The following is a 26,606-nucleotide window of genomic DNA, read 5'->3' as shown; positions in this document are numbered from 1 at the left end:
AACGCTAACGGGTCTGGTCCGAACGGCTTACGCAGGGCTGCCCTTCGTCTTGTCGCCGAGCCAGGTTATAGCGCCCTGAACTGTCGTTACGCTGGCCGTTTCCGGCCGCGCCGGCCGCCGTACGACGACCACCGGGAGGCCGAGCCCGCGGGCCGCGGTGAGCTTCGCCGCGGTCATCGCGCCACCGCTGTCCTTAGTGACGAGGACCTCGACACCGTGCCGCTCCATGAGCGCGCGTTCCTTCTCCACCGTGTACGGCCCGCGGTCCAGCAGGAGTTCGTGACGGCGGGGGAGTGGCGCCTCGGGCGGGTCGACGCAGCGGATCAGGAACCAGAGATCCAGCTCGGCGAAGGCGGCGAGGCCCTGCCGCCCGCTGGTGAGGAACACGCGTCCGCCGAACGCCGGGAGCAGCCGCGCGGCGTGGTCGAGGTCGTCGGCCCAGTGCCACGTGTCGCCGGGCTCTTCGGTCCAGCCGGGCCTGGCGAGCCGGAGCAGCGGTGTGCCCGTTTCCCGTGCCGCGATGGCCGCGTTCGAGCCGATGCGTTCGGCGAAGGGATGCGTGGCGTCGATCACCGCGTCGACGTCGTTCTCGGTCAGCCAGCGCGCGAGCCCCTCCGGCCCGCCGAAACCGCCGACTCGGGTCTCGCCGTGAGGCAGCTTCGGTCGTGCGACGCGGCCCGCGAGTGAGGACACGACGTGCTCGCCGCGCGCCACCAGCTCCTTCGCGAGCTCGCGTGCTTCGCCGGTGCCGCCCAGGATCAGCAGCTTCATCGGGCCACAGCCTCGCGCCACCGTTCCAGCGTGCGCAGATTCGCGAGCGTCTCCGCCCAGGTGAGTTCAGGCGCCTGGCGGTCTTCGATATGCGCCGCGACGTGGTCGGCTTCGCGGGCGAAAAGGCCTTGTGTCGCCTCGACTTCGATCATCTCGGGCTCACCGCCTTCCGGCGTGAGCACGATCTGCGATGTCTTCGGCTTGCGCATTTCGTGGATCCACGCCGGTTTCGGCACGTACAGCTGCCCTTCCGAGCCGTACACGCGGATGTGGTCGTCCTGCGTGAGCTGGAAACCGCAGGCCAGCTGCGCGAGGATCCCGCCCGGCAGCCGCAGCAGCCCGAACGCGACCTCGTCGACGCCGTTCTCGTCGAGCCTCGCCATCCCGAGCACTTCTTCGGGCTCGACGACGTCCTGTCCGGTCGCGGCCTGTGAGACCAGCCGCGCGAGTGACGTGCAGTAGCAGCCGACGTCGAAGATCCCGCCGCCGCCCAGCGCGGGATCGGTGAGCCGGGGGACGGCGAAGTTGTAGCTGAAGGCGACGTCCACGGCGCGGACCTCGCCGATGGCGCCGCAGGAGATCAGCTCGGCCAGCCGCCGGATCTGCGGATGCAGCCGGTACATGAACGCCTCCATGAGGAAGACGTCGTTGGCGCGGGCGGCTTCGACGACCTTCTCGGCCTCGGCGACGGACATCGTCAGCGGTTTTTCGCACAGGATGTGCTTGCCCGACTCGGCCGCGCGGATCGCCCATTCGCCGTGCAGCGGATGCGGCGTCGAGATGTAGATCGCGTCGACGTCCGGATCGGCGAGCAGATCCTCGTAGGCGCCGTAGCATTTCGGGATCTCGAAACGGCTCGCGAACTCGGCCGCCCGGTCACCGGATCGCGCGGCGACGGCTTCGAGCACACCGTGCTTGCTCTCTTCGACGCCCGCCGCGAACTCGGCGGCGATGGTCCCGGCGGCCAGCAGGCCCCAGCGAAGACTCTTCACAACGACTCCGGTTGGTTCGCTCGATCACGGGTGGCCGAATACAGGAAACTGTCGGGAAACCCTTCCGCGGCAAGGACTTCCCCGACGAAGATCATCGCGGCGCGGGTGATCCCGGCCTCGCGGGACTGCGCGGCGATGGTGCCGAGCGTGCCGCGCAGCACCTGTTCACCAGGCTGGCTGGCCAGCGCGACCACCGCGGCCGGGCAGTCTTCGCGGTAGAACGGCCGCAATTCGTCGACTACCTGCTCGATGCGGTTGATCGCGAGATGCAGCGCGAGCGTGGTGCCGGTGCGGGCGAAGTTCGCCAGCGTTTCCCCCGGCGGCATGGCCGTGGACCGGGCCTGGGCCCGCGTGATGACCAGGCTCTGCCCGACCTCGGGCACGGTCAGCTCGCGGTTGAGCAGGGCGGCCGCGGCGGCGAACGCGGGAACGCCCGGCGTGACGTCGTACGGAACGCCTGCCGCGTCGAGGCGGCGCATCTGCTCGGCGACGGCGCTGTAGATCGACGGATCGCCCGAGCACAGCCGCGCGATCTCGTGGCCCTTGCCGTGCGCTTCGACCATGCGCTCGACGATCGAGGGCAGGTCGAGGTTCGCGGTGTCGACGAGCACCGCGTCGTCCGGGCAGTAGGCGAGCAGGTCCGTGGGGGTCATGCTGCCGGGGTACAGGCAGGTTTCGCAGCGGGCGAGCAGGTCACGGCCTCGTACGGTGATGAGGTCGGCCGCACCCGGACCGGCGCCGATGAAGTGCACTGTCACGGTTTGCTCCACTGTGTCACGGCTCGCGCCGGGGTCCAGCCGGTGAATCCGCCGAGCGGCGCGGCCTGTTCGACGGCGACGCGGACCAGTTCCCCGCCGTGTTCGCCGTACGCGCGGGCCAGGGTCTGTTCGGCTTCGAGGGTCACGCCGTGCGCGACGATCCGCGCACCGGTCGCCAGGCAGGCGTCCAGGACACCCGGCACGGTCAGTCCGCCGCCGATGAAGATCGCTTGCGGAGTGGTCAGCCCTTCGAGGGCTTCCGGCGCCGCACCGGTCACCACGTCGAGTTCCGGGACGCCGAGCGCGTCCGCGTTCCGGGTGATCCGGGCGGCCCGCTCCGGCGACCGCTCGATCGCGATCGCCCGGTTCAGCGGATGCACGCGGGACCACTCGATGCCGACGCTGCCCGCACCCCCGCCGACGTCCCACAGCAGTTCGCCGGGCGACGGCGCGAGCCTGGCCAGCGCGGACGCGCGCAGGTCGCGTTTGGTGAGCTGGCCGTCGTGCTCGAAGGCGTCGTCCGGCAGCCCGGTCAGCGGCAGCGCGGGGCCGTCGGCCTCGATGGCGAACACCGTCAGCGAGCCGGGGCCGACGCGTTCGTCGGGTCCGCCGAGGTCGGACAGCGCGGTGACGCGGCTCTTGCCGTAACCGCGGGTTTTGAGCAGGTCGAGCAGGTCTTCGGCGTTCGCGCCGAGGACGAGGATCTTCCGCCCGGGCGCGAGCGCGCGGCTCACCCGGGCGATCGCGCGGCCGACGACGGTCACCACTTCGGTCTCCTCCGCCGCCCAGCCGAGCCGCGCGCGGGCGAGCGTCACCGAGGAGAGCGCGGGCAGGACCTCGACGTCGTAGCCACGCTGGATCAGCGTCGTGCCGATGCCGGACAGCAGCGGATCGCCGCTGGCCAGCACGCAGACACGGCCCTCGCGTTCGGCGAGGAAGTCGTCCAGAGCGGGCAGGAGCGGACTGGGCCAGGGCTCGGACTTCAGCCCGGCGGGCAGGTACGCGAGCTGACGCGGAGCGCCTACGACCACGTCGGCGTTCAGGACCGCTTCCCTGGCCTGCGAGGACAGGCCGGGCCAGCCGTCGGCCCCGATCCCGACGACCGTCAGGGGTGATTTTTCGCGCACGTTCGTCACGGTAGATGACGGATTTCCTGTGCGATGATCGGCCGGAGGTCGTCGAGGATGAGGGAGAGCTGTGAAGCCGTACCCGTTCACCGCCGTTGTGGGGATGCCGGATCTGCGCCTGGCGCTGGTGCTTTCCTCCATCTCGCCCGCCGTCGGCGGGGTTCTCGTGCGCGGTGAGAAGGGCACGGCGAAGTCCACGATGGTGCGGGCGCTGGCCGGTCTGCTGCCCGGCGTCGACGTCGTGGACGCGTGCCGGTTCTCCTGCGATCCCGTCGAGCCCGACCCGGCGTGCCCGGACGGACCGCACGCGGAGGGCTCGCCCGCCCACCGTCGTCCCGCGCGGCTGGTGGAGCTGCCGGTCGGCGCGGCCGAAGACCGCGTGATCGGTTCGCTGAACCTGGAACGCGCGCTCGCCGACGGCGTCACCGATTTCCAGCCCGGCCTGCTCGCCGCCGCGCATCGCGGGCTGCTGTACGTGGACGAGGTCAACCTCCTGCACGACCACCTGGTCGACACCCTGCTCGACGCCGCCGCCATGGGCCGCGCGACCGTCGAACGCGAGGGTGTCTCGGTGTCACACGCGGCCCGCTTCGTCCTGATCGGCACAATGAACCCCGAGGAAGGCGAGCTGCGGCCGCAGCTGCTGGACCGCTTCGGGCTCACCGTCGAGGTCGCGTCCAGCCGGGACCCCGAACTGCGGGTCGAGGTCGTCCGGCGCCGGCTCGCCTACGAGGCGGATCCCGACGGTTTCGCCGGCCAGTACGCCGCGGCCGACGCCGAACTCGCCGCGGACATCGAGGCGGCGCAACGACTTCTGCCTTCGGTCAAACTGCCGGACGACGCGTTGCGGCAGATCGCGGAGGTCTGCGCGTCGTTCGAGGTCGACGGGATGCGCGCGGATATCGTCACCGCGCGGACCGCGGTCGCGCACGCCGCCTGGGCGGGGCGCACCGAGGTGACCACCGACGACGTCCGGGTCGCGGCCCGGCTCGCGCTGCCGCACCGTCGTCGCCGCAATCCCTTCGACGCGCCCGGGATCTCCGAGGAGCAGCTGGAGCAGGCGTTGCAGGACGCCGAACCCGAAGGCCCCGGTCCCGACGACGACGGTCCCGGTTCCGGTACCCCGCCCGAGGGCGGTGAGGCCCCGCCGCCCTCGGAAGGTGGCCAGGAGCCGTCAAGCGGCGGGAGTGGCGGCGACCAGAAGCCGGTCGGCGCCGGGGAAGCCTTCCGTGCCCGGCGTTTCGAGGTGAAGGGCACCGGTGAGGGCGCGGCCGGGCGGCGGTCGCGGGCGATCACCGACAACGGGCGGACCATCGGTGTCCAGCCCGCCGGGACCAAGGACGGGCATCCGCATCTGCTCGCGACCGTGCGCGCGGCCGCGCCGCATCAGCGTTCCCGCGGCCGCAGCGGCGCGGGTCTCGTGGTGCGGCCTCAGGATCTGCGGTTCGCGCGGCGGGAAGGACGCGAAGGCAACCTCGTGCTGTTCTGCGTCGACGCGTCCGGTTCGATGGGCGCGCGCCAGCGGATGCGCGAGGTCAAGACCGCCGTGCTGTCGCTGCTGCTCGACGCGTACCAGCGCCGGGACAAGGTGGGCCTGGTGACCTTCCGCGCCTCGGGCGCCGAACTCGCGCTCCCGCCCACGATCAGCGTCGACGCCGCGGCGTCCCGTTTGGACGGTCTCGCGACCGGCGGCCGGACGCCGCTGGCCGAAGGACTTCTCGAAGCGGCAAGGGTTCTGCGGATCGAAGCGGTCCGTGATCCGTTGCGGCGTCCGCTGCTGGTCGTCGTCACCGACGGCCGCGCGACCAGCGGCGCCGACGCCGTCCAGCGCGCGCGGCAGGCGGCCGGGCTGCTGGCCGGGAACGTGACCTCGGTCGTGATGGACTGCGAGAGCGGCAAGATGCGCCTCGGGCTCGCCGCCGAACTGGCGGAACACCTTGGCGCGGAACACGTTCCGGTCGCCGAGGTCGCCGCCGACACCCTCGCGGGCGCCGTCCGCAGCCGGATCTCCGGAAAGGCGGCGTAATGCCACAGGGCAAACCGGAAACGGTGCCGAACGACGGCCTCACCACCCGCCAGCGGCGCAACCGCCCGCTGCTCGCCGTGCACACCGGCGAGATGAAGGGCAAGTCCACGGCCGCGTTCGGGATGGCGCTGCGCGCGTGGAACCAGGGTTGGTCGATCGGCGTGTTCCAGTTCGTCAAGTCGGCGAAATGGCGTGTCGGCGAGGAAGCCGCGTTCCGCGCGCTGGGCAAGCTGCACGAGGACACCGGCCAGGGCGGCGCCGTCGAGTGGCACAAGATGGGCGAAGGCTGGAGCTGGGCGCGCAAATCCGGCTCCGAAGAGGACCACGCCGAGAACGCACGTGAGGGCTGGGCCGAGATCAAACGCCGTCTCGCCGCCGAGACCCACGACTTCTACGTCCTCGACGAGTTCAGCTACCTGCTCAAATGGGGCTGGCTCGAAGTGGACGACGTCGTCTCGACGCTGACCGGACGCCCCGGCCATCAGCACGTGGTGATCACCGGCCGGTACGCGCCGCCGGAGCTGATCGAGGCGGCGGACCTCGTCACCGAGATGACGAAGGTGAAGCATCCGATGGACGCCGGGCAAAAGGGCCAGCGAGGTATCGAATGGTGAACCGCGTGGTCGTCGCCGCGCCCGGTTCCGGGCACGGCAAGACCACGATCGCCGCGGGCCTGATGGCGGCGTTGCGCGCGCGGGGGCTGAAGGTGTCCGGGCACAAGGTCGGGCCCGACTTCATCGACCCGAGCTACCACGCGCTGGCGACCGGGCGGCCGCCGCGCAACCTCGACCCGTTCCTCCAGGGCGAGGACCGGCTGATCCCGTTGCTGCGGCACGGTTCCGCCGGTGCCGACATCGCGGTCATCGAAGGCGTGATGGGTCTGTTCGACGGCGCGCTCGGCACCGAGGGGTACGCCTCGACCGCGCACGTCGCCCGGTTGCTGGACGCGCCGGTGGTGCTCGTCGTGGACGCGTCGGCCGCGTCGCGCAGTGTCGCCGCGACCGTGCTCGGGTTCGCGCAGTACGACACCCGTGTGCGGCTCGCCGGTGTCATCCTCAACAAGCTGGGCTCGCAACGGCACGCGGACGAGATCGTCACCGCGCTGGAGGCGACCGGCGTCCCGCTGCTGGGAACGTTGTACCGCAACGAAGAGATCCACGCGCCCAGCCGTCACCTCGGCCTGGTCCCGGCGGCCGAACGGGCGAGCGAGTCCGAACGCCTGCTGCCGGAGCTGGCCGCCTGGATCAGCGAAGGCGTGGATCTCGGCGCGATCGTGCAGGTCGCGCGCTCGGCTTCCCGGCTTTCGGGGGAGCCCTGGCGGCCGCCGTTCGCGGTCGAGGGGCGACGTTCGGTGGTAGCCGCGGCGGCCGGTCCGGCGTTCACCTTCCGCTACACCGAGGCCGTCGAGCTGCTCGCCGCCGCCGGTGTCGACGTCGTCGATGTCGATCCCTTGCAGGACAAGGAACTTCCCGAAGGCTGCGCCGGGTTGTACTTCGGCGGCGGCTTTCCCGAGGTGCACGCCGAAGAGCTTTCGGCGAATCTCCCGCTGCGGACGGCGATCGCCCGCGCCGTCGGCGACGGAATGCCCGTCGTGGCGGAATGCGCGGGGCTGTTGTACCTGTGCCAGGACATCGACGGGACGCCGATGACCGGCGTGCTCGACGCGTCGGCCACCATGACGAAACGCGGAAAGCTGGGATACCGCAAGGCTTTCTCGCCCGCGGACAGTGTGCTCGCGGTCGCCGGGCAACGCGTCACCGGGCACGAATTCCACCGCACGATCATCGAACCCGGGAGCGGCCCGACCCCGGCCTGGGGCTGGGACCGCACTCCGGACGGTTTCGCGTCGGCGTCCCTGCACGCGTCGTATCTGCACGTCCACTGGGCGGGCTACCCCGAACTCGCCGAGCGGTTCGCCGCCGCGGTGCACGCTCATGGCTGACTACGACCTCTGGCATCACGGCGATCGCGAGGTCGGCGAGGGTCTCGTCGACCTCGCGGTCAACGTCCGCCTGCCGGCGCCGCCCGCCTGGCTGCGCGCCGAACTGGCGGCGGCACTGGACGATCTGGCCGCTTATCCGGACGTCACCGCCGCCACGGCCGCGGTCGCCGCCCGGCACTCGCTGCCCGAGTCCCGGGTCCTGGTGACCTCCGGCGCGGCCGAGGCGTTCACGTTGCTGGCGACGGCGTTGCGGCCGTCGTGCGCGGTGGTCGTGCACCCGCAGTTCACCGAACCCGAAGCCGCCCTGCGCGCGGCCGGCCATGCCGTGCACCGGGTGGTGCTGTCGCCCGACGACGGTTTCCGGCTGGGCGAAGTCCCGGAGGAAGCCGATCTGGTCTTCGTCGGGAACCCCACGAACCCGACTTCCGTCCTGCATCCGGCCGCGGACCTGCTCGCGCTGGGCCGCCCGGACCGGCTGGTCGTCGTCGACGAAGCCTTCCTCGACGCCGTCCCCGGCGAGACCGAAAGCGTTGCGGGGCAACCGGGTTTCGTCGTCCTCCGCAGCCTGACGAAGACGTGGGGGATCGCCGGGCTGCGTGCCGGGTACGTCCTGGCCGACGAATCCATTGTGGACCGCTTGCGCGCGGTCCAGCCGCCGTGGTCGGTGTCGACACTGGCCGCCGTCGCCGTGGTGGCGTGCTGCCGTCCGGCCGCGCTGGAGGAAGCCGAGAAACTGGCCGTGGCGGCGGAAGCGGACCGGGAGTACCTGGTTTCGGGCTTGACCGCTTTGGGTGTCGAAGTGCTGGGGGAGCCCCGGGGGCCGTTCGTGCTCGTGCGGCACCCTGGGGCCGATGTCGTCCGGGAACGGTTGCGGGAGCACGGGTTCGCTGTCCGGCGTGGGGACACCTTCCCGGGGCTGGACGGGCGGTACCTGCGGATCGCGGCGCGGGACAGGGAGACGGTGGACCGCTTCCTGGCGGCGCTCGCGGCGGTCAGGCGGCTCCCCGCTTGAGGATCTCGATCACCGAGGAGTAGCCGCTCTTACCGAACCCCGCGGCGACCGCCCGGTCCAGCAGTTCCTTGTTCCCGGCCGGGATGCCGGCGTCGACTCGCTGCTCGTCGCTGGTGCCGATGATGTGCTTCAGCGTCGTGACGTTCATTTCCAGGGAAGCGAGCTCGCCGGGATACTCACCCTTGTCGATGGTGGGCGCCTCGGCCTTGATGATCCCGCCGATCACCGAGGGCAGGAACCAGTCCACCGCGATCTCCGTGAACTCGGCCGCCCCGACCCCGGCACTGCCGACCAGCGCGGCGGCGTGCAGGAAACCGTTCAGGGACGAGTACATCATGCTCAGCAACGCGGTGTTGTACAGCACGGCGAGGCCCGGGTCCGTGCCGAGATGGGTCGGATCGCCCAGGTCGGCCAGGGTCTCCTTGTGCGTCTCGAAAACCTCGGTGGGGCCGCTGTAGAGGAAGAGCGAGCCGGGGTGCCCGACCAGGGGCGGAGGAACCATGATCGCGCCGTCGAGATAGCCGATTCCGTGTTCTTCCGCCCACTGGGCGGCCTCGCGTGCCTCCTTCGGCGTGCCGGAATTCAGGTTCACCACCACGCGGCCGCGCAAGGCTTCCCGCGCGGGGCCGAGCGCGGAGTAAAGCGCGTCATAGTCGGCGAGACAGACCACGAGCAGACGGCTCGCGGACACCGCGTCCACGATGTCGTCCGCCTGCCGCGCGCCTTTCGCCACCAAGGGGGCGGCCTTGCCGGGGGAACGGTTCCACACGGTCACGTCGTGGCCGCGGTCGAGCAGGGCGGCGGCGAGCGCGGCGCCCATCGGGCCGAGTCCGGCGACGGCCACCGGGAGGTTCTGATCGGTCATGGGGCAAGGCTAAAGTCTCTCATCGATGTGAGAGTCAACTCCTGATCGTGTAATGGTTGTTCTCATGCGGATCGGTGAGCTGGTGCGGCGGACGGGCGTGCGGGAACGGTTGCTCCGCTATTACGAGGAACAGGGCCTTCTGCATCCGGTGCGAAGGCCGAGTGGTTACCGCGAATATTCGGAAGCGGATGTCGCGCGGGTGCGCAACATCCGCACCCTGCTGTCCGCGGGGCTGGGCACCGCGACCATCGCCGGGGTGCTGCCGTGCATGGTCGATCTGGGGAACGGCCTGGCGCCCGCCTGCGTCGATCTGCTGCCCGAGTTGTACCGGGAGAGGGACCGGATCACCACGGCGATCGACGAGATGACGGCGACGCGGAAGGTGCTGGACGGCATCATCGCCGCGACCATCCCGCACGCCGACGAAGTCGCCGAAGCCTTGGGCTCGTGAGTGGTAAGTGTCGTTAGAACGCGACTTACCACTCACGACCAACTCGGCCAAAGCGCACGGCGGCTTCTGGTTGGATAGGCGAGTGAACTTCGTGATCGGCGTCTTCGATCTCTTCGCCTACACCATCCCCGGCGCGTTGTACGTCGCGTTCTTCGGTTACCTCGGGGCGAAGCTCCACATCCTGACGGCGGCGAGCGTCGGCGGCGTGCCGACCGTGGTGCTGGTCGTCGTGATCGTGGTCCTGAGTTTCCTGCTGGGCTATCTGGCCTATCCGCTCGGGGAAGCGCTGGAGCGGATCGTGCCGCGCAGGCGGGACCGGGACGCCGCCGTGGAGTTCGTGCGCCGGATGCCCGCGGCCAAGGACCGCGCGTTCCTGAAGGAGAGCCCGCATCTCCTGCTGTGCGCGCTGCAACTGCACGACAAGGAGGTCGCGGCCGACGTCACGCGGCTGCGCGCGTCCGGGCTGATGGTGCGCAACTGCGCGCCGCCGATGCTGTTCGGCGCCGTCGCCGCGATCGTCGACATCTTCGCCGGCAAGCATCCGTTCATCGCCGCCGTGATCGCCGCGCTGCTGCTGTTCGCGTCGGTCACTTTGGTCTCCCAGGGCCGCAAACTCGGCTTGTGGGCCGGGATGAAGACCTTCGAGTTGTGCTTCTGGCTGCCGGAGATCGACGAGAAACTGACGGTTCCTCAGAACGACGAAGCCAGCAAGATCCCCGCGACGGAGACCTCGACGCAGCCCCCGAGCACGTCCCCGGTGACCCCGCCCAGCCGCTGAACGCACCGCGCCAGCAGCGCGGACGCGGCCAGATATCCCAGGGCCACCGCGGCGAGCCCTTGCCACCACGGCAACGCCAGCGCCGCCGCGCCCGCCAGTACGGCGAAGACCGCGGCCGCCGCCCACACCGGCACCGAACCGGCGACGGTCGCGCCCAGCCCTTCCGGCCGCGCCGACGGGACACCACGCGCGCAGCACAGCGAAAGCACCCCGCGTCCGGCGACGACCGCGACGGCGGCCGCCGCGATCCCGTGCCCGGCCGAGATCGCCCCGGCCAGCGCGCCGACCTGAACGAGCAGCACCAGCACCAGGGTCGCGATCCCGGTCGGCCCGGAATCCCCGCGCCGCATGACCTCCAGCGCCCGAGCACGGTCGTAGGAAGCGCCGAGACCGTCGGCCGTGTCGGCGAGCCCGTCCAGATGGAGCCCGCGGCTGCCGAGCGCCACCGCGCCCAGCGCGAGCGCCGCCGACGCGAACGCGGGCAGACCGATCAGCCCACCCAGGAAGACGATCAGCGAAGCGACGGCAGCGAGCGGCACGACGGCCAGCGGGCCGAGCACCATCGCCCCGCCCGCCACCCGCCGGTCGATCACTCCCGGCGCCGGCACCCGGACGGTGGTCAGGGTGCCGACGGCCATTTTCAGCGCGTCGGCGATCAAGCCAGATCCGCCAGCAGACCCATGTCCGCGAGGATCGCCCGTGCCGCCCTCAGCACCGGTACCGCCTGCACGGCGCCGCTGCCCTCGCCGAGCCGCAGCCCGAGGTCGAGGATCGGCTCCAGGTCGAGCGCCTTCAACGCGTACGCCTGCGACGGCTCGGTCGAGCGATGCCCGGCCAGCCACCACCGCTCGGCACCCGGCGCGATCTCGCGGGCGACGAGCGCCGCGGCGCCGGAGAACACGCCGTCGAGCAGCACCGGCACCCCGCGGACCGCCGCCTGCACGAGAAAGCCCGCCGTCGCGGCGAGACAGGCGCTGCCGAGCGAAGTCAGCAACGTGAAGGGGTCTTTCACCGCACCGGCCCTGATCAACGCGGCCTCGACGACCGCGAGTTTCCGCGCGCGTCCGGCCTCGTCGATCCCGGTGCCCGTGCCGACGACGTCTTCCGGGAGAAGACCGAGCAGCGAGGCGACCACGGCCGCGCAGACCGTCGTGTTCCCGATCCCCATGTCACCGGGGACGAGCAGATCCGCGCCGCCGTCGATCTCCTCGTCCGCGATCGCCAGCCCGTGCTCGAACGCCGTCCGCGCCTCGCCCTCGGCGAGCGCGTCCTCGACGTCGATCGCGCCGGAACCCCGCCGGACCTTGTGCGCGGTGACCTCGGCGGGCACGTCCGCGCCGTCCCAGTCCACCGCGATGTCCAGCACCCGCACCTTCGCCCCGGCGAGCCCGGCCAGCACGCTGACCCCGCTCTTCCCGGCGAGGAACACCCGGACCATCGCCGCGGTGACCTCGCGCGGATACGCCGACATCCCGGAAACCCCGTGGTCCCCGGCGAAGACCACCACGCGGACGTCGTCGAGAGGCCGCGGCGGGACGACACCGTGCGCCGCGCTGAGCCACGCGGCCAGGTCTTCGAGCCGTCCGAGTGAACCGAGCGGTTTGACCAGTCCGTCCAGTCTGGCGCGCGCGGCGGTCGCGGCGGCGGCGTCCGGGGTGGCGATACGCATGGGGACTCCCTAAGGCAGGTCGAGCATCCGTCCGGCGACGACCAGCACGGTCCGGTCGGACACGGCGGACACCCGGTTGTTCAACGCGCCCAGCACATCACGGAACACGCGTCCGGACACCGTCGCGGGCACCACACCGCTGCCGACCTCGTTGCTGACCGCGATCACCGGCACGTCGGCCTGCGCCCACGCCGCCAGGAAATCCTCCAGCCGGTCGTCGAGCCGCCGCTCCCAGCCCTTGCGCTGGTCCCAGGCGCCGACCTCGTCGAGCACCCGGCTGATCCACGTGCCGAGGCAGTCGATGAGCAGCGGATGCGTCGCCGTGCGCAGCACCGTGGCCAGATCGGTGGTCTCGACGGTCTTCCAGTGGCTCGGCCGCCGCGCGCGGTGCGCGGCCACCCGGGCGGCCCATTCGGGATCTTCGGCGCTCGGCGGCAGCCCGGGCGCGACGTAGGTGAGGTGCGGGTGGCGGGACGCGAGCCGCTCGGCGTGGTGTGACTTCCCAGAGCGGACGCCGCCCAGTATCAGCACCTTGCCGTCGTCGCGCGAATAGCGGCGAAGTGCCCGCGCGAGAGTCTCCAGAACCCTCGCGAGGCGATGCGTCAGCTTGGTCATACCCCGCATTCTCGTGCACGCGCTACCGTTCGCCACGTGCCACTCCGACAAGCCGCCACCGCAGCCGGACTCGTGACCGGTTACGTCGCCGACGCCGTGTTCGGAGATCCACGGAAGAGGCATCCGGTCGCGGGCTTCGGCCGCGCCGCGCAAGCCCTCGAACAGCGGGTTTACGCCGATTCGAAGGTACGGGGCGCCGCGTACACCGCGCTCTGCGCGGGCACCGTCACCGGTTTGGGGGTCGCTGCCCAGTACTTGACGCGGAAGCGTCCCTTCGCGAGGTTCGCGCTCACCGCGGCGTCCACTTGGGTGGTTCTCGGCGGCAAGGGGCTCGCGGACGAGGGCACGCGCATGGCTCACCTGCTCGACGACGGCGACCTGCCCGGCGCCCGACAGCGGCTTTCGCATCTGTGCGCCCGCGACGCCACCGGCCTCGACACCGAACAGCTGGCGCGTGCGACCACCGAGTCCATCGCCGAGAACACCTCCGACGCGGTCGTCGCGCCGCTGCTGTGGGGCGCGGTCGCCGGGATCCCCGGTCTGCTGGGTTACCGCGCGCTCAACACACTCGACGCGATGGTCGGCTACCGATCGCCGAAATACGTCAACTTCGGCTGGGCGTCGGCGCGGACGGACGATCTGGCGAACCTGGTGCCGTCCCGGGCCGGCGCGGCGCTCACCGTGGCGTCGGCGCCGCTGGCGGGCGGCTTCGCCAGGCCCGCGTTCCGGATCTGGCGCCGCGACGGGAAACACCATCCGAGTCCCAACGCGGGCCAGGTCGAGGCCGCCTTCGCCGGCGCGCTCGGGATCAAACTGGGCGGGACGAACAGCTACGGCGGCCGCACCGAACGCCGCGGTGTCCTCGGCGACGGCCGCGAACCGGAGCCGGTGGACGTGCGCCGCGCGGTCCGGCTGTCGAGGGCGGTCGGGCTCGCCGCGCTCGCCGTCGCGGTGGCGGTCGCGCGATGAGCGGCCTGCTCGTCGCGGGGACGACGTCGGACGCGGGCAAGAGCCTGGTCACCGCCGCGTTGTGCCGCTGGCTCGCGCGCCGGGGCGTGCGCGTCGCGCCGTTCAAGTCCCAGAACATGTCGAACAACTCGATGGTGTGCGCGGACGGCGCCGAGATCGGCCGTGCGCAATGGCTGCAGGCACGGGCGGCCCGCGTCGAACCCGAAGCCGCGATGAACCCGGTGCTGCTGAAACCCGGGAGCGATCGGCGCAGCCACGTCGTCGCGCTCGGGAAACCGTTCGGCACGCTCGAAGCGGGGGAGTACGCGACGGGCCGGGCCGGGCTCGCCGAGATCGCCTTCGACACGTTCTCTTCGCTGCGCAAGCGTTTCGACGTCGTGTTGTGCGAAGGCGCGGGAAGCCCGGCTGAGATCAACCTGCGCGAAGGCGACTACGTCAACATGGGGCTGGCTCGGCGCTTCGGCCTGCCTGTGGTCGTCGTCGGCGACATCGACCGCGGCGGGGTCATGGCCGCGATGTTCGGCACCCTCGCGTTGCTGTCTGCTGAAGACCAGGCGCTGGTTTCGGGCTGGCTGGTCAACAAGTTCCGCGGTGACGTCGGCCTGTTGCGGCCGGGACTGGAGACGCTGGAAAAGCTCACCGGCCGCGAGGTGTTCGGCGTGCTGCCCTGGCTCGACCAGGTGTGGATCGACTCGGAAGACGCGCTCGCCGCCGCGGGCTGGGGCGCCTCCGGCGGGTCCCTGCGCGTCGCCGTCGTGCGTTTCCCGCGGGCCTCCAACGCGACCGACGTCGACGCGCTCGCCGCCGAGCCCGGCGTCTCGGTCGCGCTGACCGCCGACCCGGACACGGTCCGGTCCGCCGACGTGGTGATCCTGCCGGGTTCCCGCGCGACCGTGGACGATCTGGCGTGGCTGCGGGCGCGTGGCCTGGCCGACGCCGTGCGCGCGCGGGCCGAGGCGGGGCGTCCGGTGCTGGGGATCTGCGGCGGCTATCAGATGCTGGCCGCCGAGATCGAGGACGACGTCGAATCCGGGGCGGGAACGGTCCCCGGTCTCGGCCTGCTGCCGACGCGGGTTTCGTTCAGTGCCGACAAGGTGCTGGCCAGGCCGACGGGTGCGTGGCGCGGTCAATCCGTGGAGGCGTACGAGATCCACCACGGCACCGTGACCGCCACCGGCCCCTCCGAGTCCTTTTTGGACGGATACCGGCGGGGCGCGGTGTGGGGCACGATGTGGCACGGCGCCTTCGAGAACGACGGCTTCCGGCGCGCCTGGCTGGGCGAGGTGGCGGACTGGTCACCGGCCGCCGGGGCACCGGGGTTCGGCGCACTGCGGGAGTCCATGCTGGACAGGCTCGCGGACGCCGTCGAAGAGCACGTCGACACCGAGGCTCTGCTGCGCCTGATCGAGAACGGTGCCGACGGCTCTCTGCCTTTCGTGCCGCCCGGCGTCCCCTGACGCATTTCGTCCTCTGAATGCGGTCCTTGCACACGCAACTACCGCATTCAGAGGACGAAACGCTAGCTTGCCCGCACGGTGTCCTTACGCCCCAAGGCCTTCTCGGCCAACGCGCCGAAGGCCAGGCCGAGCGCGGTCCAGAGCACCACCTGCGTGCCGACCGACGCCAGCCGGAAGGACCACAGCGTGGAACCGGGGAACCCGTCGGGGACCTCGTCGATCGACGGCAGCAGCGCCGCCGCCACCGAGATCAGCACGACGTACCCGCCCGCGGCGAGCAGACCGCCGCGCCAGGCGCCGAGTTTGTCGGCCAGCTTCCGCCCGAACGCCGCGGCGAGGATGCCGACCAGCAGCGAAAGCGCGACGAAACCGAAGTACAGTGAAGTCCGGCTCCCGATCGTGCCCGCCTGACCCACCGCGGGCGGATTCCCCGGGTACTTCAAGAACGGCACGAGGAACACGACCACGAAGCCGCCGCCGGCGAGCAGGGCCGCGGTCACCCGCGGTCGCAGCGTGCCGAGGCGGCCGTAGGTGAAGGCGAACGCGAGCGAGAACAGCCCACCGACGGCGACGCCGTACAGGCCGACGCCGGTCAGCAGCCCGACGGTGCTCTGCACACCGCGGGTGACGAGCTCTTCCTCCGCCGCTTCGGCGTCGGCCGGGGCGTGTTCGTGGGCACCGGGCGCGCTGTGCGAATGCGCGGCGGTGCCCTCGAGACCGATGGCGGTGTCGACCGAAGGCTCACCGAAGAAGTACGCGAAAAGGGTCGCCAGGACACCGGCGACCAGGCCCGCGAGCATGCCGCGGACCAGCAAGGTCCTCATCATGGAGCGCTTGCCGCCCTAGTGACAGGGGAAGGCCAGCAGGTGCCGGCCGTCGTGGACGAACTCGTGGACGTACGAATTCGCGAACACCGACACCGCGCCCTGCTCGGCGCTGACGAAGTACAGCGTGATCAACGAAAGGAGGATGACGAGCACCGCCCAGGGCAGGATCTCGCGGACGGGGATCCGGACGGGGACGGGTACTGCGGCTACCGCTTCGGACATGGCGGTGGGACCTCCTCGGGCTAGCGCGGCCTCTTCAGGGGTGTCACGACGGCTCCGGGTCTGGCTTCCCCGATCGCTCGGGGTCACAGTGGCGCGACCGCGCGGATTCTCACCGCGTTCCGGGTGCCGTCGTCTGGCCGACCGAGCGTAGGTCGCGGTGAAGCCTCCGGTCAATGTGACAATCGTGGGTATGACACCTGCGGTGGCGGCACTCGATGTCGGCGGCACGTCCATCAAGGCGGCCCTCTACGACGCGGACCTGAAAGACCTCGCCAGCCTGCGCGAGCCGACGGCGCGCGGGGCGGACGGCGAAGCGCTCGCCGATCAGGTCGCGCGGATCGTGGAAACGCTGGGCAAGCAGGCTGGGACCGGTACGCCGGACGCCGTCGGCGTGGTCATCCCCGGCATCGTCGACGAGGTCGAGCGGGTGGCCAGGTTCTCGGCGAACCTCGACTTCCGGAACGTCCCGTTCGGCGAGATGCTCGACAGCAGGCTCGGCCTGCCGTTCGCGTTCGGGCACGACGTCCGCGCCGGCGGGCTCGCGGAGTTCCGCGTCGGCGCGGGCAAGGGCTGCACCGACGCCGCCTTCATCCCGGTCGGCACCGGGATCGCGGCCGCGCTACAGCTCGACGGAAGGCTGTACGCGGCGGGCGGGCAAGGCGGCGAAATCGGGCATATCGACGTCGGTCACCGGCTGCCGTGCGGTTGCGGCGCGACGGGATGCCTCGAAGCGATCTCCTCCGCGTCGGCCATCGCCCGCCGCTACAGCGAGCACACCGGGCGGCCCGCCGAAGGCGCCGAGCAGGTGGTCGACGCCGCCCGCCACGGTGACGAGGCCGCGATCTCCGTGGTCAACGACGCGCTCGAGGGGCTCGGCCACGGCATCAAGACCCTGGTGACCCTGCTCGCGCCCGAAGTCGTGGTTCTCGGCGGCGGCCTGTTCACCGCGGGCGATTACGTCCTCGAGCCGGTGCGGGCCTGGCTGGCGGCGAACCTGCAGTTCCAGCGGATGCCGGAACTGCGGATCGCGCGGCTCGGTGACGAGGCGGGCAGGCTCGGCGCGGCGCTGCTGGGGCTGGACCTGCTCAAGCCTTGACCACGCGCACGCCTTCCTCCTCGAAGGCGTGCACCCGCTCGGGATCGGCGCGGCCGTCGGTGACGAGCACGTCGACGTCGGCGGTCGCGCAGATCTTCGCGAAGGCGTGACCGCCGAGCTTCCCGCTGTCGGCGAGGACGACGACCTGCCGGGCGCGGGCCGCCATCAGCCGGTTCGTGCTCGCGTCGCCCTCGTGGTGCGCCTGCGCGCCGTGCACCGGGTCGAAGGCGTCCACGCCGAGGAACACCAGATCGAGCGAGATCTGATCGAGGAACAGCTGCGACAGCGGCCCGGACAGGTCGAACGACTGCTGCCGCGCGACCCCGCCGGTCACCACGATCTTGATATTGGGCCGCACGGCGAGTTCGTGGGCGATGTTGAGCGCGTTCGTCACCACGGTGAGCGACGGCCCGCCGCTCGGCTCGCCCATATCCGGCCGGGTCGCGAGCGCGCGGCCGACCTCGGTGCTCGTGGTGCCGCCGTTGAGACCGACCACCATGCCCGGGTCGACCATCCTGGCCGCGGCGGCGGAGATCCGTTGCTGTTCCGGCGCGTTGCGCGCGGCCTTGTGCCGCAACGGAAGGTCGTAGGCGACGTTGCTCGCGACGGCGCCGCCGCGGGTGCGGACCACGAGATTGCGGCCCGCCAGATGATCGAGGTCCCGGCGAATGGTCGCGGGGGAGACACCGAGTTCGCCCGCCGAAACCTCGACGTCGACTTTTTCCCGCTCTCCCACCATGTCCAATAAGGCCGTCAGCCGTTCATGCCGATTCATCACCAGCTCCCTCCCCGAAGCCCGATGTCGCTTACCGCACCGGACAAAGTACTACGCGTCGCGATACGGACCGAGAGAAGGGAGAAAGCGGGCGCCGGCCACCCCCAGCGTGACCGGCGCCCGCCGGATCAGTTCTTCCCGCCGAGCCCGCGCAGGAAGGCGAGTGACGGCATGAAGAAGTAGTCGCCACCCTTCAGTGTCACCGCCTGCGGGATGGGATCCGCGGTCACCGTGCGGGTGCCCGCCCATTCCGCGGTGTAGACGGATTCCGGGCGCGGGCCCTGGCCGATGACCGGATCGAGGCCCGGCGGTTTGACCCCGACCGGGGGAATCGGGAACCCGGGGTTGTTCGACCAGGTCGCCTGCGTGAACTCGAACTGGTTGCCCAGCACCGAATTGAACGCCATGAACAGCAGGCCGACCCCGCCGCTGGGCCGCGCGGACGGCGGCAGGTCGGCGTTCGGATCGTCGGCCCGTTCGCCGTACGGCACGCCCCGTCGTGCCATCAGGTGCAGACGTTCCTGCGGCGGTTGTTCCGCGCCGCCGCTGCCGCGCGGATTCGTCTTCCGGATATGCGCCTGGAACGGGCATTTGGCGCCGGCGATGTCGCTTCCGTAGTCGAAGTTGTTCGGTACCGGGCTTTCCGCGCCCTCTTCCCGTTGCGCGGTGACCGGCGTGCCGTCCTCGAACCGGCCGACGATCATCGCGCCCGCCCGTTCCCGGTCTTCGCCGACGAGCCCCAATTGATCCGCCAGTGCCTCTTCCGACTGCTTGAACCGCCGCACGTTCTGTTCCAATTTGCGGAAAACGAAGTAGCTGCCGAAATGCACTTCGGGATCGGGAGCCGCGTGATCCGGAACGAGCACCTGGTTCAGCGGGGCGCTCGGATCCCAGACGCTGATCCCGTCCGTCCCCGTCTTTTCCGCGTGGATGTCCTCGACCAGGAAGAGCGGCTGGCTCCGGCCGTCGACGTAGCCGAAATGCTCGATACCCTCACCGTTGGCGTTCACCCGGCCGAATCCGGTTTCCTCGGCGACGACGGAAACGGTCGACGGAATCAGTGCGAGAACCGCGTTCCGGCGCGCGGTCATCGGGGCGTCGGCGCCGTCGCCGATGACGACGACGGCGTGGATCTCGTCGTGGTATCCGCTGTCGAAGGTGGAGCGAGGCGGGTCGTTCAGCTTCTCCCGGGTCTCCTGCGTGCGCATGCCCAACCGGAAGGATTCGTCTTGTGGCGCCTCGATTTTCAGGAACCGGTAGCCTGCCGAGGTCAGCCCGGTGCCGACGTAGGGCGTCCCCTTCACCCCTTCGGCTTTGAAGCGCTCGACCTCGGTCAGGTGGGTCTTCGCGGACTTCATCAGCGGGACGAGCGACGCGAGGAACTTCATCGCGCTCGGGGCCTCCGAAAAACGGAGGAAAAGTGCGGAAAAATGGTCTCTGGCGTGCGCTTTCAGGATGTTCGGCTGTAGTTCTTCGAGCATTTTCGCGGCATCGCCGGTGGCGGTCTTCCATTCCAAGGGCACGGTCAGATCGACGGACATATCAAGGAACCCCCTCCTTGGGATCCCGTCCGGCGGCCCCGGCAGGTCTTGCCGGTCCCCGCCGCCGCACGGGACTTACCCCCTTGATACAACCGATACCGAAACCTTGCTGTCATCACCCGCAAGTACACTCTTCCGGCGGTTCTTTCACTCGAAAGAACCAATGCGCCGATTACACCCCGCGTTTAGTCCTCTGCTTGCGGTGGTTGTCCGCGCAACTACCGCATCCAGAGGACTAAACGCGATGGGGGCAACACGCGTGAAGGCCCCCTTCCCTCGGCTCAGCCGAGGGAAGGGGGCCTTCACGCGCAAAACGGCCTAGGTGAGCGGCCGGTCGGTCGGAGCGATCGGCGCGGGCAGCACGTCCCGGCCGGTGAGGAACGCGTCGACGCCGGCCGCGGCGGACCGGCCTTCGGCGATCGCCCACACGATGAGCGACTGGCCGCGTCCCATGTCGCCCGCCACGAACACGTTGTCGACGCTGGTCTTGAACGCCTTGTCGCGGGCGACGTTGCCGCGCTGGTCCAGCTCGACGTCGAGCGACTCCAGCAGGCCTTCCCGCTCCGGGCCGACGAAGCCCATCGCCAGCAGCACCAGCTGCGCGGGCAGTTCGCGCTCGGTGCCTTCCACGGGGACGAACTTGCCGCCCTCGTTGCGCACCTCGACCAGCTTCAGCGCCCGCACCCGGCCGTCGGCGTCCGCGACGAACTCCTGGGTGTTGACCGAGTACAGCCGCTCGCCGCCCTCCTCGTGCGCGGACGAGACGCGGTAGATCATCGGGTACGTCGGCCAGGGGTGCGCGTCGGACCGCGAAAGCGGCGGCTTCGGCATGATCTCCAGCTGCGTCACCGATTTCGCGCCCTGGCGGTGCGAGGTCCCGACGCAGTCCGCGCCGGTGTCACCGCCGCCGATGACCACGACGTCGAGGCCTTCGGCGCTGATCGGCGAGACGTCCAGTTCCCCGGCGGCGACGCGGTTGGCGTGCGGCAGGAACTCCATCGCCTGGTGGATACCGGCGTGCTCGCGGCCGGGGATCGGCAGATCCCGCCACGCGGTCGCGCCGCCGGCGAGGACGACGGCGTCGTAGGACGACTTCAGTTCCTCGACGGTGAGGTCGACGCCGACGTTCACCGAGGTCCGGAATTCCGTGCCCTCGGCGCGCATCTGGTCCAGACGGCGGTCGAGCCGGTGCTTCTCCATCTTGAACTCGGGGATGCCGTAGCGCAGCAGCCCGCCGATCTTGTCGGCCCGCTCGAAGACCACGACACTGTGGCCCGCGCGCGTGAGCTGCTGCGCCGCGGCGAGTCCCGACGGGCCGGATCCGACCACGGCCACCTTCTTGCCGGTGAGCGCCACCGGCTTCTGCGGCGTGACCCAGCCTTCTTCGAAGGCCCGGTCGATGATCGAGATCTCGACCCGCTTGATGGTGACGGGATCGTCGTTGATCCCGAGCACACACGCCGTCTCGCACGGCGCCGGGCAGAGGGTCCCGGTGAACTCCGGGAAATTGTTGGTCGCGTGCAGCCGCTCGGCCGCGTCGCGCCAATCGTCGCGCCAGGTCAGCGTGTTCCACTCGGGGATGAGGTTCCCGAGCGGGCAGCCCTGGTGACAGAACGGGATACCGCAGTCCATGCAGCGTCCGGCCTGCTTCTGCAGCTTCGACGTCGCGAAGTCCTCGTACACCTCGCGCCAGTCCATCAGGCGCAGGTCGACGGGACGGCTTTTGGGCGTCTCGCGAGTGGTGGTCAGAAAGCCTTTGGGGTCAGCCATGTGCGGCCTCCATGATCGCCTCGTTCACGTCACGCCCGTCGCGCTCGGCCTTCGCCTGCGCCGCGAGCACGCGCTTGTAGTCCTTCGGCATGACCTTGCCGAACCGGTCGACGGCGGCGTCCCAGTCGGCGAGCAGCGCACGCGCGACGGCGGACTCCGTTTCGTCGTAATGCTTTTCGAGCGCCTCGCGCAGGAAGTCCACATCGGACGAATCCAGCGGGTCGATGTCGACCATCTCCGGGTTGATCCGGTGCGCGGGCAGGTCCAGCACGTAGGCGGTGCCGCCCGACATCCCGGCCGCGAAGTTGCGGCCGACACCGCCGAGCACGACGACCCGGCCACCGGTCATGTACTCGCAACCGTGGTCGCCGACGCCTTCGACGACGGCCAGCGCACCCGAGTTGCGCACGCAGAACCGCTCGCCGACCTTGCCGCGGATGAAGATCTCGCCGCTGGTCGCGCCGTAGCCGATCACGTTGCCCGCGATGATGTGCTCTTCGGCGTTGTACCTCGCCACCTTCGGCGGCCGCACGATGAGCCGTCCGCCGGACAGGCCCTTGCCGACGTAGTCGTTGCCGTCGCCGTAGAGCCGCAGCGTGATGCCCTTGGGCACGAACGCGCCGAACGACTGACCGGCGGTACCCGTGAAGGTGACGTCGATCGTGTTGTCCGGCAGGCCTTCGCCGCCCCATCGCTTGGTGAGCTCGTGGCCGAGCATGGTGCCGACGGTCCGGTTCACGTTGCGCACCGGCAGTTCCAGCCGCACCTTGTCCCCGGACGACAGCGCGCCCTCGGCCAGCTGGATCAGCGTGTTGTCGAGCGCCTTCTCCAGCCCGTGGTCCTGCACGGTCTGCTGGTGGCGCAGGCCGGCCGGGGCCATGTCGGGCACGTGGAAGATCGGCGTCAGGTCGAGACCCGCGGCCTTCCAGTGGTCGATCGCCTTGCGCTTGTCGAGCATCTCCGCATGGCCGACGGCTTCGGCGATGGACCGGAAACCCAGCTCCGCCAGGTACTCCCGGACCTCCTGGGCGATGAACTCGAAGAAGTTCACCACGTACTCGGCCTTGCCGCTGAACTTCTCGCGCAGCTTCGGGTTCTGCGTGGCGACGCCGACCGGGCAGGTGTCGAGGTGACACACCCGCATCATGATGCAGCCGGACACCACCAGCGGCGCGGTCGCGAAACCGAACTCCTCGGCCCCGAGCAGCGCGGCGATGACGACGTCGCGGCCGGTCTTGAGCTGGCCGTCGGTCTGCACGACGATCCGGTCGCGCAACCGGTTGGCCAGCAACGTCTGCTGCGTCTCGGCGAGCCCGAGTTCCCACGGACCGCCCGCGTGCTTGATCGACGACAGCGGCGAAGCGCCCGTGCCGCCGTCGTGCCCGGAGATGAGCACGACGTCCGCGTGCGCCTTGGAAACCCCGGCCGCGACCGTGCCGACGCCGACCTCGGACACGAGCTTCACGTGGATGCGCGCGGCCGGGTTGGCGTTCTTGAGGTCGTGGATCAGCTGCGCCAGATCCTCGATCGAGTAGATGTCGTGGTGCGGCGGCGGGGAGATGAGCCCGACCCCCGGCGTGGAGTGCCGCGTCTTCGCGATCCACGGGTACACCTTCGCGCCGGGCAGCTGGCCGCCCTCACCGGGCTTCGCGCCCTGCGCCATCTTGATCTGGATGTCGTCGGCGTTGACCAGGTATTCGCTCGTGACGCCGAACCGGCCGCTCGCGACCTGCTTGACCGCGCTGCGGCGCTCGGGGTCGTAGAGCCGTTCCGGATCCTCGCCGCCCTCACCGGTGTTCGACTTGCCGCCGAGCCGGTTCATCGCGATGGCCAGGGTTTCGTGCATCTCCGCCGAGATCGACCCGTAGGAGATCGCGCCGGTGGCGAACCGCTTGACGATCTCGGAGATCGGTTCGACCTCGTCGATCGGCACCGCCGGCCGCTGGCCGACCTTGAAGTCGAACAGCCCACGCAGCGTGTACAGCTTCTGCGCTTGGTCGTCGACGGCCTTCGTGTACTCCTTGAAGACCTCGTACTTCCCGGCACGGGTGGAATGCTGCAGCTTGAACACCGTCTGCGGGTTGAACAGATGCGGCTCGCCCTCGCGGCGCCACTGGTAGTCCGCGCCGGTCTCCAGCTCGCGGTGGTTCGCGCGGAACCCGTCGCGCGGGAACGCGCGGCGGTGCCGTTCGGCGACCTCCAGGGCGAGCGTGTCGAAGCCGACGCCGCCGAGCCGGGAAGTGGTGCCGGTGAAGCAGTTCTGGATGACCTCTTCGCCGAGCCCGACCGCTTCGAAGATCTGCGCGCCGGTGTAGGAGGCCACTGTGGACACACCCATCTTCGACATCGTCTTGCGGACGCCCTTGCCGAGCGCCTTGATCAGGTTCGCGGTCGCCTGCTTGGCGGTGGCACCGGCGATCAGGCCCTGCTCGGCCATCTCCTCGACGGTCGCCATCGCCAGGTACGGGTTCACCGCCGCGACGCCGTAGCCGATCAGCAGCGCGATGTGGTGCACCTCGCGCGCGTCGCCCGCCTCGACGATGAGGCCGACCTGCGTGCGGGTCTTCTCGCGCACCAGGTGGTGGTGCACCGCGCCGGTGAGCAGCAGCGACGGGATGGCCGCGTGGTCCTCGTCGATCCCGCGGTCGGACAGCACGATCAGCCGCGCGCCCTCGGCGATGGCCGCCGACACTTCGGCGCGGATCTCGTCGAGCCGCCGCACGAGCGCCTCGCCGCCGCCGTGGACGTCGTAGGTGCCCTGCACGGTGACCGCCTGGAACTCCGGCAGGTCACCGTCGTCGTTGACGTGCACCAGCTTCGCGAACTCGTCGTTGTCCAGCACCGGGAACGGCAGCACGATCCGGCGGCACGACTTGGCGTCGGCCTGCAGCAGGTTCGGCTCCGCACCCAGCTGGGTGCCGAGCGAAGTGACCAGTTCCTCGCGGATCGCGTCCAGCGGCGGGTTGGTCACCTGGGCGAAGAGCTGGATGAAGTAGTCGAAGAGCAGCCGCGGGCGGCTGGACAGCGAGGCGATGGGGGAGTCGTTGCCCATCGAGCCGATCGGCTCCGCGCCGGTGCGGGCCATCGGTTCGAGCAGGACGTCGAGCTCCTCCTCGGTGTAGCCGAACGCCTGCTGACGGCGCACGAGCGCGGCGTGCGGCGGGATCTCGCGCTCCCGCGCGGGAAGCCCGTCGAGCGGGAGCAGGCCGTCCTCGACCCATTCGTCGTACGGGTGCTCGGTGGCGAGCTCGTTCTTGATCTCCTCGTCCTCGACGATCCGGCCGGCGGCCGTGTCCACGAGGAACATGCGGCCCGGCTCCAACCGTCCTTTGCGGACGATGGTGGACTGGTCCAGCTCCAGCACGCCGACCTCGCTGGCGAGGACGACGAGGCCGTCTTCGGTGACCCAGTACCGGGCGGGGCGCAGGCCGTTGCGGTCGAGGACCGCGCCGATCTGGGTGCCGTCGGTGAAGGAGACCAGCGCGGGGCCGTCCCACGGCTCCATCAGCGTCGAGTGGAACTCGTAGAACGCGCGGCGCGCGGGGTCCATCTCCTGATGGTTCTCCCAGGCCTCCGGGATCATCATCAGCACCGCGTGGGGCAGCGAGCGGCCGCCGAGGTGGAGCAGCTCCAGCACCTCGTCGAAGGACGCCGAGTCGCTCGCGCCGCGGGTGATGATCGGGTAGATCCGCTTGAGGTCACCGGGGATCAGGTCGGATTCGAGGAGCGCCTCACGCGCGTCCATCCAGTTCCGGTTGCCGCGCAACGTGTTGATCTCGCCGTTGTGGGCGACGTACCGGTACGGGTGCGCCAGCGGCCACGACGGGAAGGTGTTGGTGGAGAAGCGGGAGTGCACCAGGCCGATGGCGCTGGTGACGCGCTCGTCGGTGAGGTCGGCGAAGAACTTCTCGACCTGCGGCTCGGTGAGCATTCCTTTGTAGACGATCGTGCGCGAGGACAGGCTGGGGAAGTAGACGTCGTCCTCGACGAGCTCGTGCTCGGCGCGTTTGCGCACGACGAAGGCGGTGCGCTCCAGCGCCAGGCCCTCCAGCGCGTCGTTCCCGGCGAGGAACAACTGGCTGAAATGCGGCATGGTCTCGGCCGCGCCGGTGCCGACGTGGTCCGTGTCGACGGGAAGGTCACGCCAGCCGAGCACGCGCATGCCCTCTTCGGCGGCGACGCGCTCGATGGTCGTCATCGCCCGGCCGCGGGCCTTTTCGTCCTGCGGAAGGAAAGCGGTGCCGACGGCGTAGGCGCCGGCCGAGGGAAGGTCGAAGTCGACGACCTCGCGATAGAACTCGTCGGGGACCTGGATGAGGATCCCGGCGCCGTCGCCGGTCTCCGGGTCGGCGCCGCGGGCCCCGCGATGTTCCAGGTTCCGCAGCGCGATCAGCGCTTTGGCGACGATGCCGTGATCGCGTTTACCGGAGAGATCGGCGACGAACGCGACACCACAGGCGTCGTGTTCGAACTCCGGGTCGTACAGGCCTTCGGGGGCCTTGCTGCCCTTGTAGCTGGCATGGTGGGTCACGGCTGGCCGCCTCCCAAGGCGTCGGCGCGACCGGTAACACTCCGTTCGGGTGGTTCGGACGTGAACCAGTTAACGGAGTGGTCCGGGACCGCGATGGTCAGTCGAGAGGGAACGATCCCGCCCGCGGAAACGGGGGCAGGCCTCGTAGAGCCGCACTGCACTGGGCGGCCGATGCGCATATCGGTACTGCTGTGCACGTGGGTGCCGCCTGGCCGCTGTGGTGGGTGGCTGGCGGGTACACGTGTTACTCCCGGGTTCGCCGGTCTTATGACGATAGTGTGAAATCGCTGTTATCGACATACGTCGCTTGGTCGGGGTGGGAAATGCCACGCGGGCGTTGACTTCAAACATCATCTGCCCACGAGCTGGAATGACGTGTCCACTGAGTGGAGCATCAGCGTGCTGACCTGCG

At 70.3% G+C, this 26,606-nt stretch carries 23 protein-coding genes; 9 read left to right on the top strand and 14 right to left on the bottom strand.

The features are described from left to right. Positions 1 to 27: 27 nt before the first annotated feature. Genes AB8M46_RS37090 through cbiE form a run of 4 tightly spaced genes read right to left on the bottom strand, consistent with a single transcriptional unit; the run spans position 28 to position 3,657 of the window. A complete protein-coding gene (locus tag AB8M46_RS37090) occupies positions 28 to 771 on the bottom strand; it encodes a cobalt-precorrin-6A reductase (RefSeq protein ID WP_394363200.1) in 744 nt (247 codons plus the stop codon). Continuing rightward, positions 768 to 1,763: a Gfo/Idh/MocA family protein gene (locus AB8M46_RS37085; protein WP_394363199.1), complete on the bottom strand. Its 996-nt coding sequence runs from the start codon at positions 1,761 to 1,763 to the stop codon at positions 768 to 770. The genes AB8M46_RS37090 and AB8M46_RS37085 overlap by 4 nt, the downstream gene beginning before the upstream one ends. Then, positions 1,760 to 2,521, bottom strand: a complete 762-nt coding sequence (cobM, locus tag AB8M46_RS37080) for a precorrin-4 C(11)-methyltransferase (protein ID WP_394363198.1) — start codon at positions 2,519 to 2,521, stop codon at positions 1,760 to 1,762. Before cobM ends, AB8M46_RS37085 begins: the two co-directional genes overlap by 4 nt. Beyond that, positions 2,518 to 3,657, bottom strand: coding sequence for a precorrin-6y C5,15-methyltransferase (decarboxylating) subunit CbiE (gene cbiE / locus AB8M46_RS37075; RefSeq protein ID WP_394363197.1), 1,140 nt, complete (start codon positions 3,655 to 3,657; stop codon positions 2,518 to 2,520). Before cbiE ends, cobM begins: the two co-directional genes overlap by 4 nt. 61 nt (positions 3,658 to 3,718) lie before the next feature. Here cbiE and AB8M46_RS37070 point away from each other — a divergent pair, with 61 nt between their 5' ends. Genes AB8M46_RS37070 through cobC form a run of 4 tightly spaced genes read left to right on the top strand, consistent with a single transcriptional unit; the run spans position 3,719 to position 8,628 of the window. Beyond that, positions 3,719 to 5,674, top strand: coding sequence for a putative cobaltochelatase (locus AB8M46_RS37070; protein ID WP_394363196.1), 1,956 nt, complete (start codon positions 3,719 to 3,721; stop codon positions 5,672 to 5,674). Next, positions 5,674 to 6,288 (top strand): cob(I)yrinic acid a,c-diamide adenosyltransferase, encoded by a 615-nt coding sequence (cobO, locus tag AB8M46_RS37065; RefSeq protein WP_016332072.1) that lies wholly within the window; start codon positions 5,674 to 5,676, stop codon positions 6,286 to 6,288. The genes AB8M46_RS37070 and cobO overlap by 1 nt, the downstream gene beginning before the upstream one ends. Then, positions 6,282 to 7,616, top strand: a complete 1,335-nt coding sequence (locus AB8M46_RS37060) for a cobyrinate a,c-diamide synthase (RefSeq protein ID WP_394363194.1) — start codon at positions 6,282 to 6,284, stop codon at positions 7,614 to 7,616. The genes cobO and AB8M46_RS37060 overlap by 7 nt, the downstream gene beginning before the upstream one ends. Next, a complete protein-coding gene (gene cobC / locus AB8M46_RS37055) occupies positions 7,609 to 8,628 on the top strand; it encodes an Rv2231c family pyridoxal phosphate-dependent protein CobC (RefSeq protein WP_394363193.1) in 1,020 nt (339 codons plus the stop codon). Before AB8M46_RS37060 ends, cobC begins: the two co-directional genes overlap by 8 nt. Here cobC and AB8M46_RS37050 read toward each other — a convergent pair. After that, on the bottom strand, positions 8,609 to 9,493 hold the full coding sequence (locus tag AB8M46_RS37050) for an NAD(P)-dependent oxidoreductase (protein ID WP_394363192.1): 885 nt from the start codon (positions 9,491 to 9,493) through the stop codon (positions 8,609 to 8,611). The two genes, cobC and AB8M46_RS37050, sit on opposite strands and share 20 nt — an antisense overlap. A gap of 64 nt (positions 9,494 to 9,557) precedes the next feature. Between AB8M46_RS37050 and AB8M46_RS37045 the strand changes: the two genes are divergently transcribed. Together AB8M46_RS37045 and AB8M46_RS37040 are read left to right on the top strand one after the other, a co-directional pair. Beyond that, on the top strand, positions 9,558 to 9,944 hold the full coding sequence (locus AB8M46_RS37045; RefSeq protein ID WP_378423255.1) for a MerR family transcriptional regulator: 387 nt from the start codon (positions 9,558 to 9,560) through the stop codon (positions 9,942 to 9,944). Between the two features lie 82 nt (positions 9,945 to 10,026). Next, positions 10,027 to 10,722, top strand: a complete 696-nt coding sequence (locus tag AB8M46_RS37040; protein WP_394363191.1) for a hypothetical protein — start codon at positions 10,027 to 10,029, stop codon at positions 10,720 to 10,722. On the opposite strand, the gene AB8M46_RS37035 is transcribed toward AB8M46_RS37040, so the two are convergent. From AB8M46_RS37035 to AB8M46_RS37025, 3 genes are read right to left on the bottom strand one after another with little or no spacing between them, the layout of a single operon-like run. Continuing rightward, positions 10,635 to 11,381, bottom strand: coding sequence for an adenosylcobinamide-GDP ribazoletransferase (locus AB8M46_RS37035; RefSeq protein WP_152611102.1), 747 nt, complete (start codon positions 11,379 to 11,381; stop codon positions 10,635 to 10,637). The two genes, AB8M46_RS37040 and AB8M46_RS37035, sit on opposite strands and share 88 nt — an antisense overlap. Next, positions 11,378 to 12,391 (bottom strand): nicotinate-nucleotide--dimethylbenzimidazole phosphoribosyltransferase, encoded by a 1,014-nt coding sequence (gene cobT / locus AB8M46_RS37030; protein WP_394363190.1) that lies wholly within the window; start codon positions 12,389 to 12,391, stop codon positions 11,378 to 11,380. The genes AB8M46_RS37035 and cobT overlap by 4 nt, the downstream gene beginning before the upstream one ends. Positions 12,392 to 12,400: 9 nt before the next feature. Continuing rightward, positions 12,401 to 13,006: a bifunctional adenosylcobinamide kinase/adenosylcobinamide-phosphate guanylyltransferase gene (locus AB8M46_RS37025; protein WP_037346667.1), complete on the bottom strand. Its 606-nt coding sequence runs from the start codon at positions 13,004 to 13,006 to the stop codon at positions 12,401 to 12,403. A 36-nt stretch (positions 13,007 to 13,042) separates the two neighbouring features. Between AB8M46_RS37025 and AB8M46_RS37020 the strand changes: the two genes are divergently transcribed. Continuing rightward, positions 13,043 to 13,975: a cobalamin biosynthesis protein gene (locus tag AB8M46_RS37020; RefSeq protein ID WP_394363189.1), complete on the top strand. Its 933-nt coding sequence runs from the start codon at positions 13,043 to 13,045 to the stop codon at positions 13,973 to 13,975. Continuing rightward, on the top strand, positions 13,972 to 15,432 hold the full coding sequence (locus AB8M46_RS37015; protein ID WP_394363188.1) for a cobyric acid synthase: 1,461 nt from the start codon (positions 13,972 to 13,974) through the stop codon (positions 15,430 to 15,432). Before AB8M46_RS37020 ends, AB8M46_RS37015 begins: the two co-directional genes overlap by 4 nt. A 62-nt stretch (positions 15,433 to 15,494) precedes the next feature. Here the strand turns inward: AB8M46_RS37015 and AB8M46_RS37010 are convergent, their stop codons facing one another. Beyond that, the gene (locus AB8M46_RS37010; protein WP_037346672.1) at positions 15,495 to 16,259 is read right to left on the bottom strand and encodes a CbtA family protein; all 765 of its coding nucleotides are present in this window, start codon (positions 16,257 to 16,259) and stop codon (positions 15,495 to 15,497) included. A gap of 15 nt (positions 16,260 to 16,274) precedes the next feature. Beyond that, positions 16,275 to 16,481 carry a CbtB-domain containing protein gene (locus tag AB8M46_RS37005; protein ID WP_034312940.1) on the bottom strand — a complete coding sequence of 69 codons (207 nt, stop codon included), beginning with the start codon at positions 16,479 to 16,481 and terminating at the stop codon, positions 16,275 to 16,277. A 202-nt stretch (positions 16,482 to 16,683) separates the two neighbouring features. Here AB8M46_RS37005 and AB8M46_RS37000 point away from each other — a divergent pair, with 202 nt between their 5' ends. Further along, the gene (locus AB8M46_RS37000; RefSeq protein ID WP_125735791.1) at positions 16,684 to 17,577 is read left to right on the top strand and encodes an ROK family protein; all 894 of its coding nucleotides are present in this window, start codon (positions 16,684 to 16,686) and stop codon (positions 17,575 to 17,577) included. Here AB8M46_RS37000 and AB8M46_RS36995 read toward each other — a convergent pair. From AB8M46_RS36995 to gltB, 4 genes are all read right to left on the bottom strand, one after another. Next, on the bottom strand, positions 17,567 to 18,352 hold the full coding sequence (locus AB8M46_RS36995) for a DeoR/GlpR family DNA-binding transcription regulator (RefSeq protein ID WP_037346676.1): 786 nt from the start codon (positions 18,350 to 18,352) through the stop codon (positions 17,567 to 17,569). The two genes, AB8M46_RS37000 and AB8M46_RS36995, sit on opposite strands and share 11 nt — an antisense overlap. Positions 18,353 to 18,480: 128 nt before the next feature. After that, positions 18,481 to 19,893, bottom strand: a complete 1,413-nt coding sequence (locus tag AB8M46_RS36990; RefSeq protein ID WP_394363187.1) for a Dyp-type peroxidase — start codon at positions 19,891 to 19,893, stop codon at positions 18,481 to 18,483. A gap of 318 nt (positions 19,894 to 20,211) precedes the next feature. Then, the gene (locus AB8M46_RS36985; protein ID WP_016332091.1) at positions 20,212 to 21,663 is read right to left on the bottom strand and encodes a glutamate synthase subunit beta; all 1,452 of its coding nucleotides are present in this window, start codon (positions 21,661 to 21,663) and stop codon (positions 20,212 to 20,214) included. Beyond that, a complete protein-coding gene (gene gltB, locus AB8M46_RS36980; protein WP_394363186.1) occupies positions 21,656 to 26,194 on the bottom strand; it encodes a glutamate synthase large subunit in 4,539 nt (1,512 codons plus the stop codon). Before gltB ends, AB8M46_RS36985 begins: the two co-directional genes overlap by 8 nt. Positions 26,195 to 26,606: the final 412 nt, after the last annotated feature.

Origin of the sequence: Amycolatopsis sp. SB7-3 (genome assembly GCF_041021335.1) — a bacterium.
Classification (GTDB): domain Bacteria; phylum Actinomycetota; class Actinomycetes; order Mycobacteriales; family Pseudonocardiaceae; genus Amycolatopsis; species Amycolatopsis japonica.
Note: the sequence above shows the minus strand (reverse complement) of the source record. Positions and strands in the feature narration are given on the sequence as shown.

Bases quoted from the DNA above. Each gene is read 5' to 3' on its own strand.
- AB8M46_RS37090 (WP_394363200.1), bottom strand. From the start codon at position 771: ATGAAGCTGCTGATCCTGGGCGGCACCGGCGAAGCACGCGAGCTCGCG.
- cobO (WP_016332072.1), top strand. From the start codon at position 5,674: ATGCCACAGGGCAAACCGGAAACGGTGCCGAACGACGGCCTCACCACC.
- AB8M46_RS37060 (WP_394363194.1), top strand. From the start codon at position 6,282: ATGGTGAACCGCGTGGTCGTCGCCGCGCCCGGTTCCGGGCACGGCAAG.
- cobC (WP_394363193.1), top strand. From the start codon at position 7,609: ATGGCTGACTACGACCTCTGGCATCACGGCGATCGCGAGGTCGGCGAG.
- AB8M46_RS37050 (WP_394363192.1), bottom strand. From the start codon at position 9,493: ATGACCGATCAGAACCTCCCGGTGGCCGTCGCCGGACTCGGCCCGATG.
- AB8M46_RS37045 (WP_378423255.1), top strand. From the start codon at position 9,558: ATGCGGATCGGTGAGCTGGTGCGGCGGACGGGCGTGCGGGAACGGTTG.
- cobT (WP_394363190.1), bottom strand. From the start codon at position 12,391: ATGCGTATCGCCACCCCGGACGCCGCCGCCGCGACCGCCGCGCGCGCC.
- AB8M46_RS37025 (WP_037346667.1), bottom strand. From the start codon at position 13,006: ATGACCAAGCTGACGCATCGCCTCGCGAGGGTTCTGGAGACTCTCGCG.
- AB8M46_RS37015 (WP_394363188.1), top strand. From the start codon at position 13,972: ATGAGCGGCCTGCTCGTCGCGGGGACGACGTCGGACGCGGGCAAGAGC.
- AB8M46_RS37010 (WP_037346672.1), bottom strand. From the start codon at position 16,259: ATGATGAGGACCTTGCTGGTCCGCGGCATGCTCGCGGGCCTGGTCGCC.
- AB8M46_RS37005 (WP_034312940.1), bottom strand. From the start codon at position 16,481: ATGTCCGAAGCGGTAGCCGCAGTACCCGTCCCCGTCCGGATCCCCGTC.
- AB8M46_RS36995 (WP_037346676.1), bottom strand. From the start codon at position 18,352: ATGAATCGGCATGAACGGCTGACGGCCTTATTGGACATGGTGGGAGAG.
- AB8M46_RS36990 (WP_394363187.1), bottom strand. From the start codon at position 19,893: ATGTCCGTCGATCTGACCGTGCCCTTGGAATGGAAGACCGCCACCGGC.
- AB8M46_RS36985 (WP_016332091.1), bottom strand. From the start codon at position 21,663: ATGGCTGACCCCAAAGGCTTTCTGACCACCACTCGCGAGACGCCCAAA.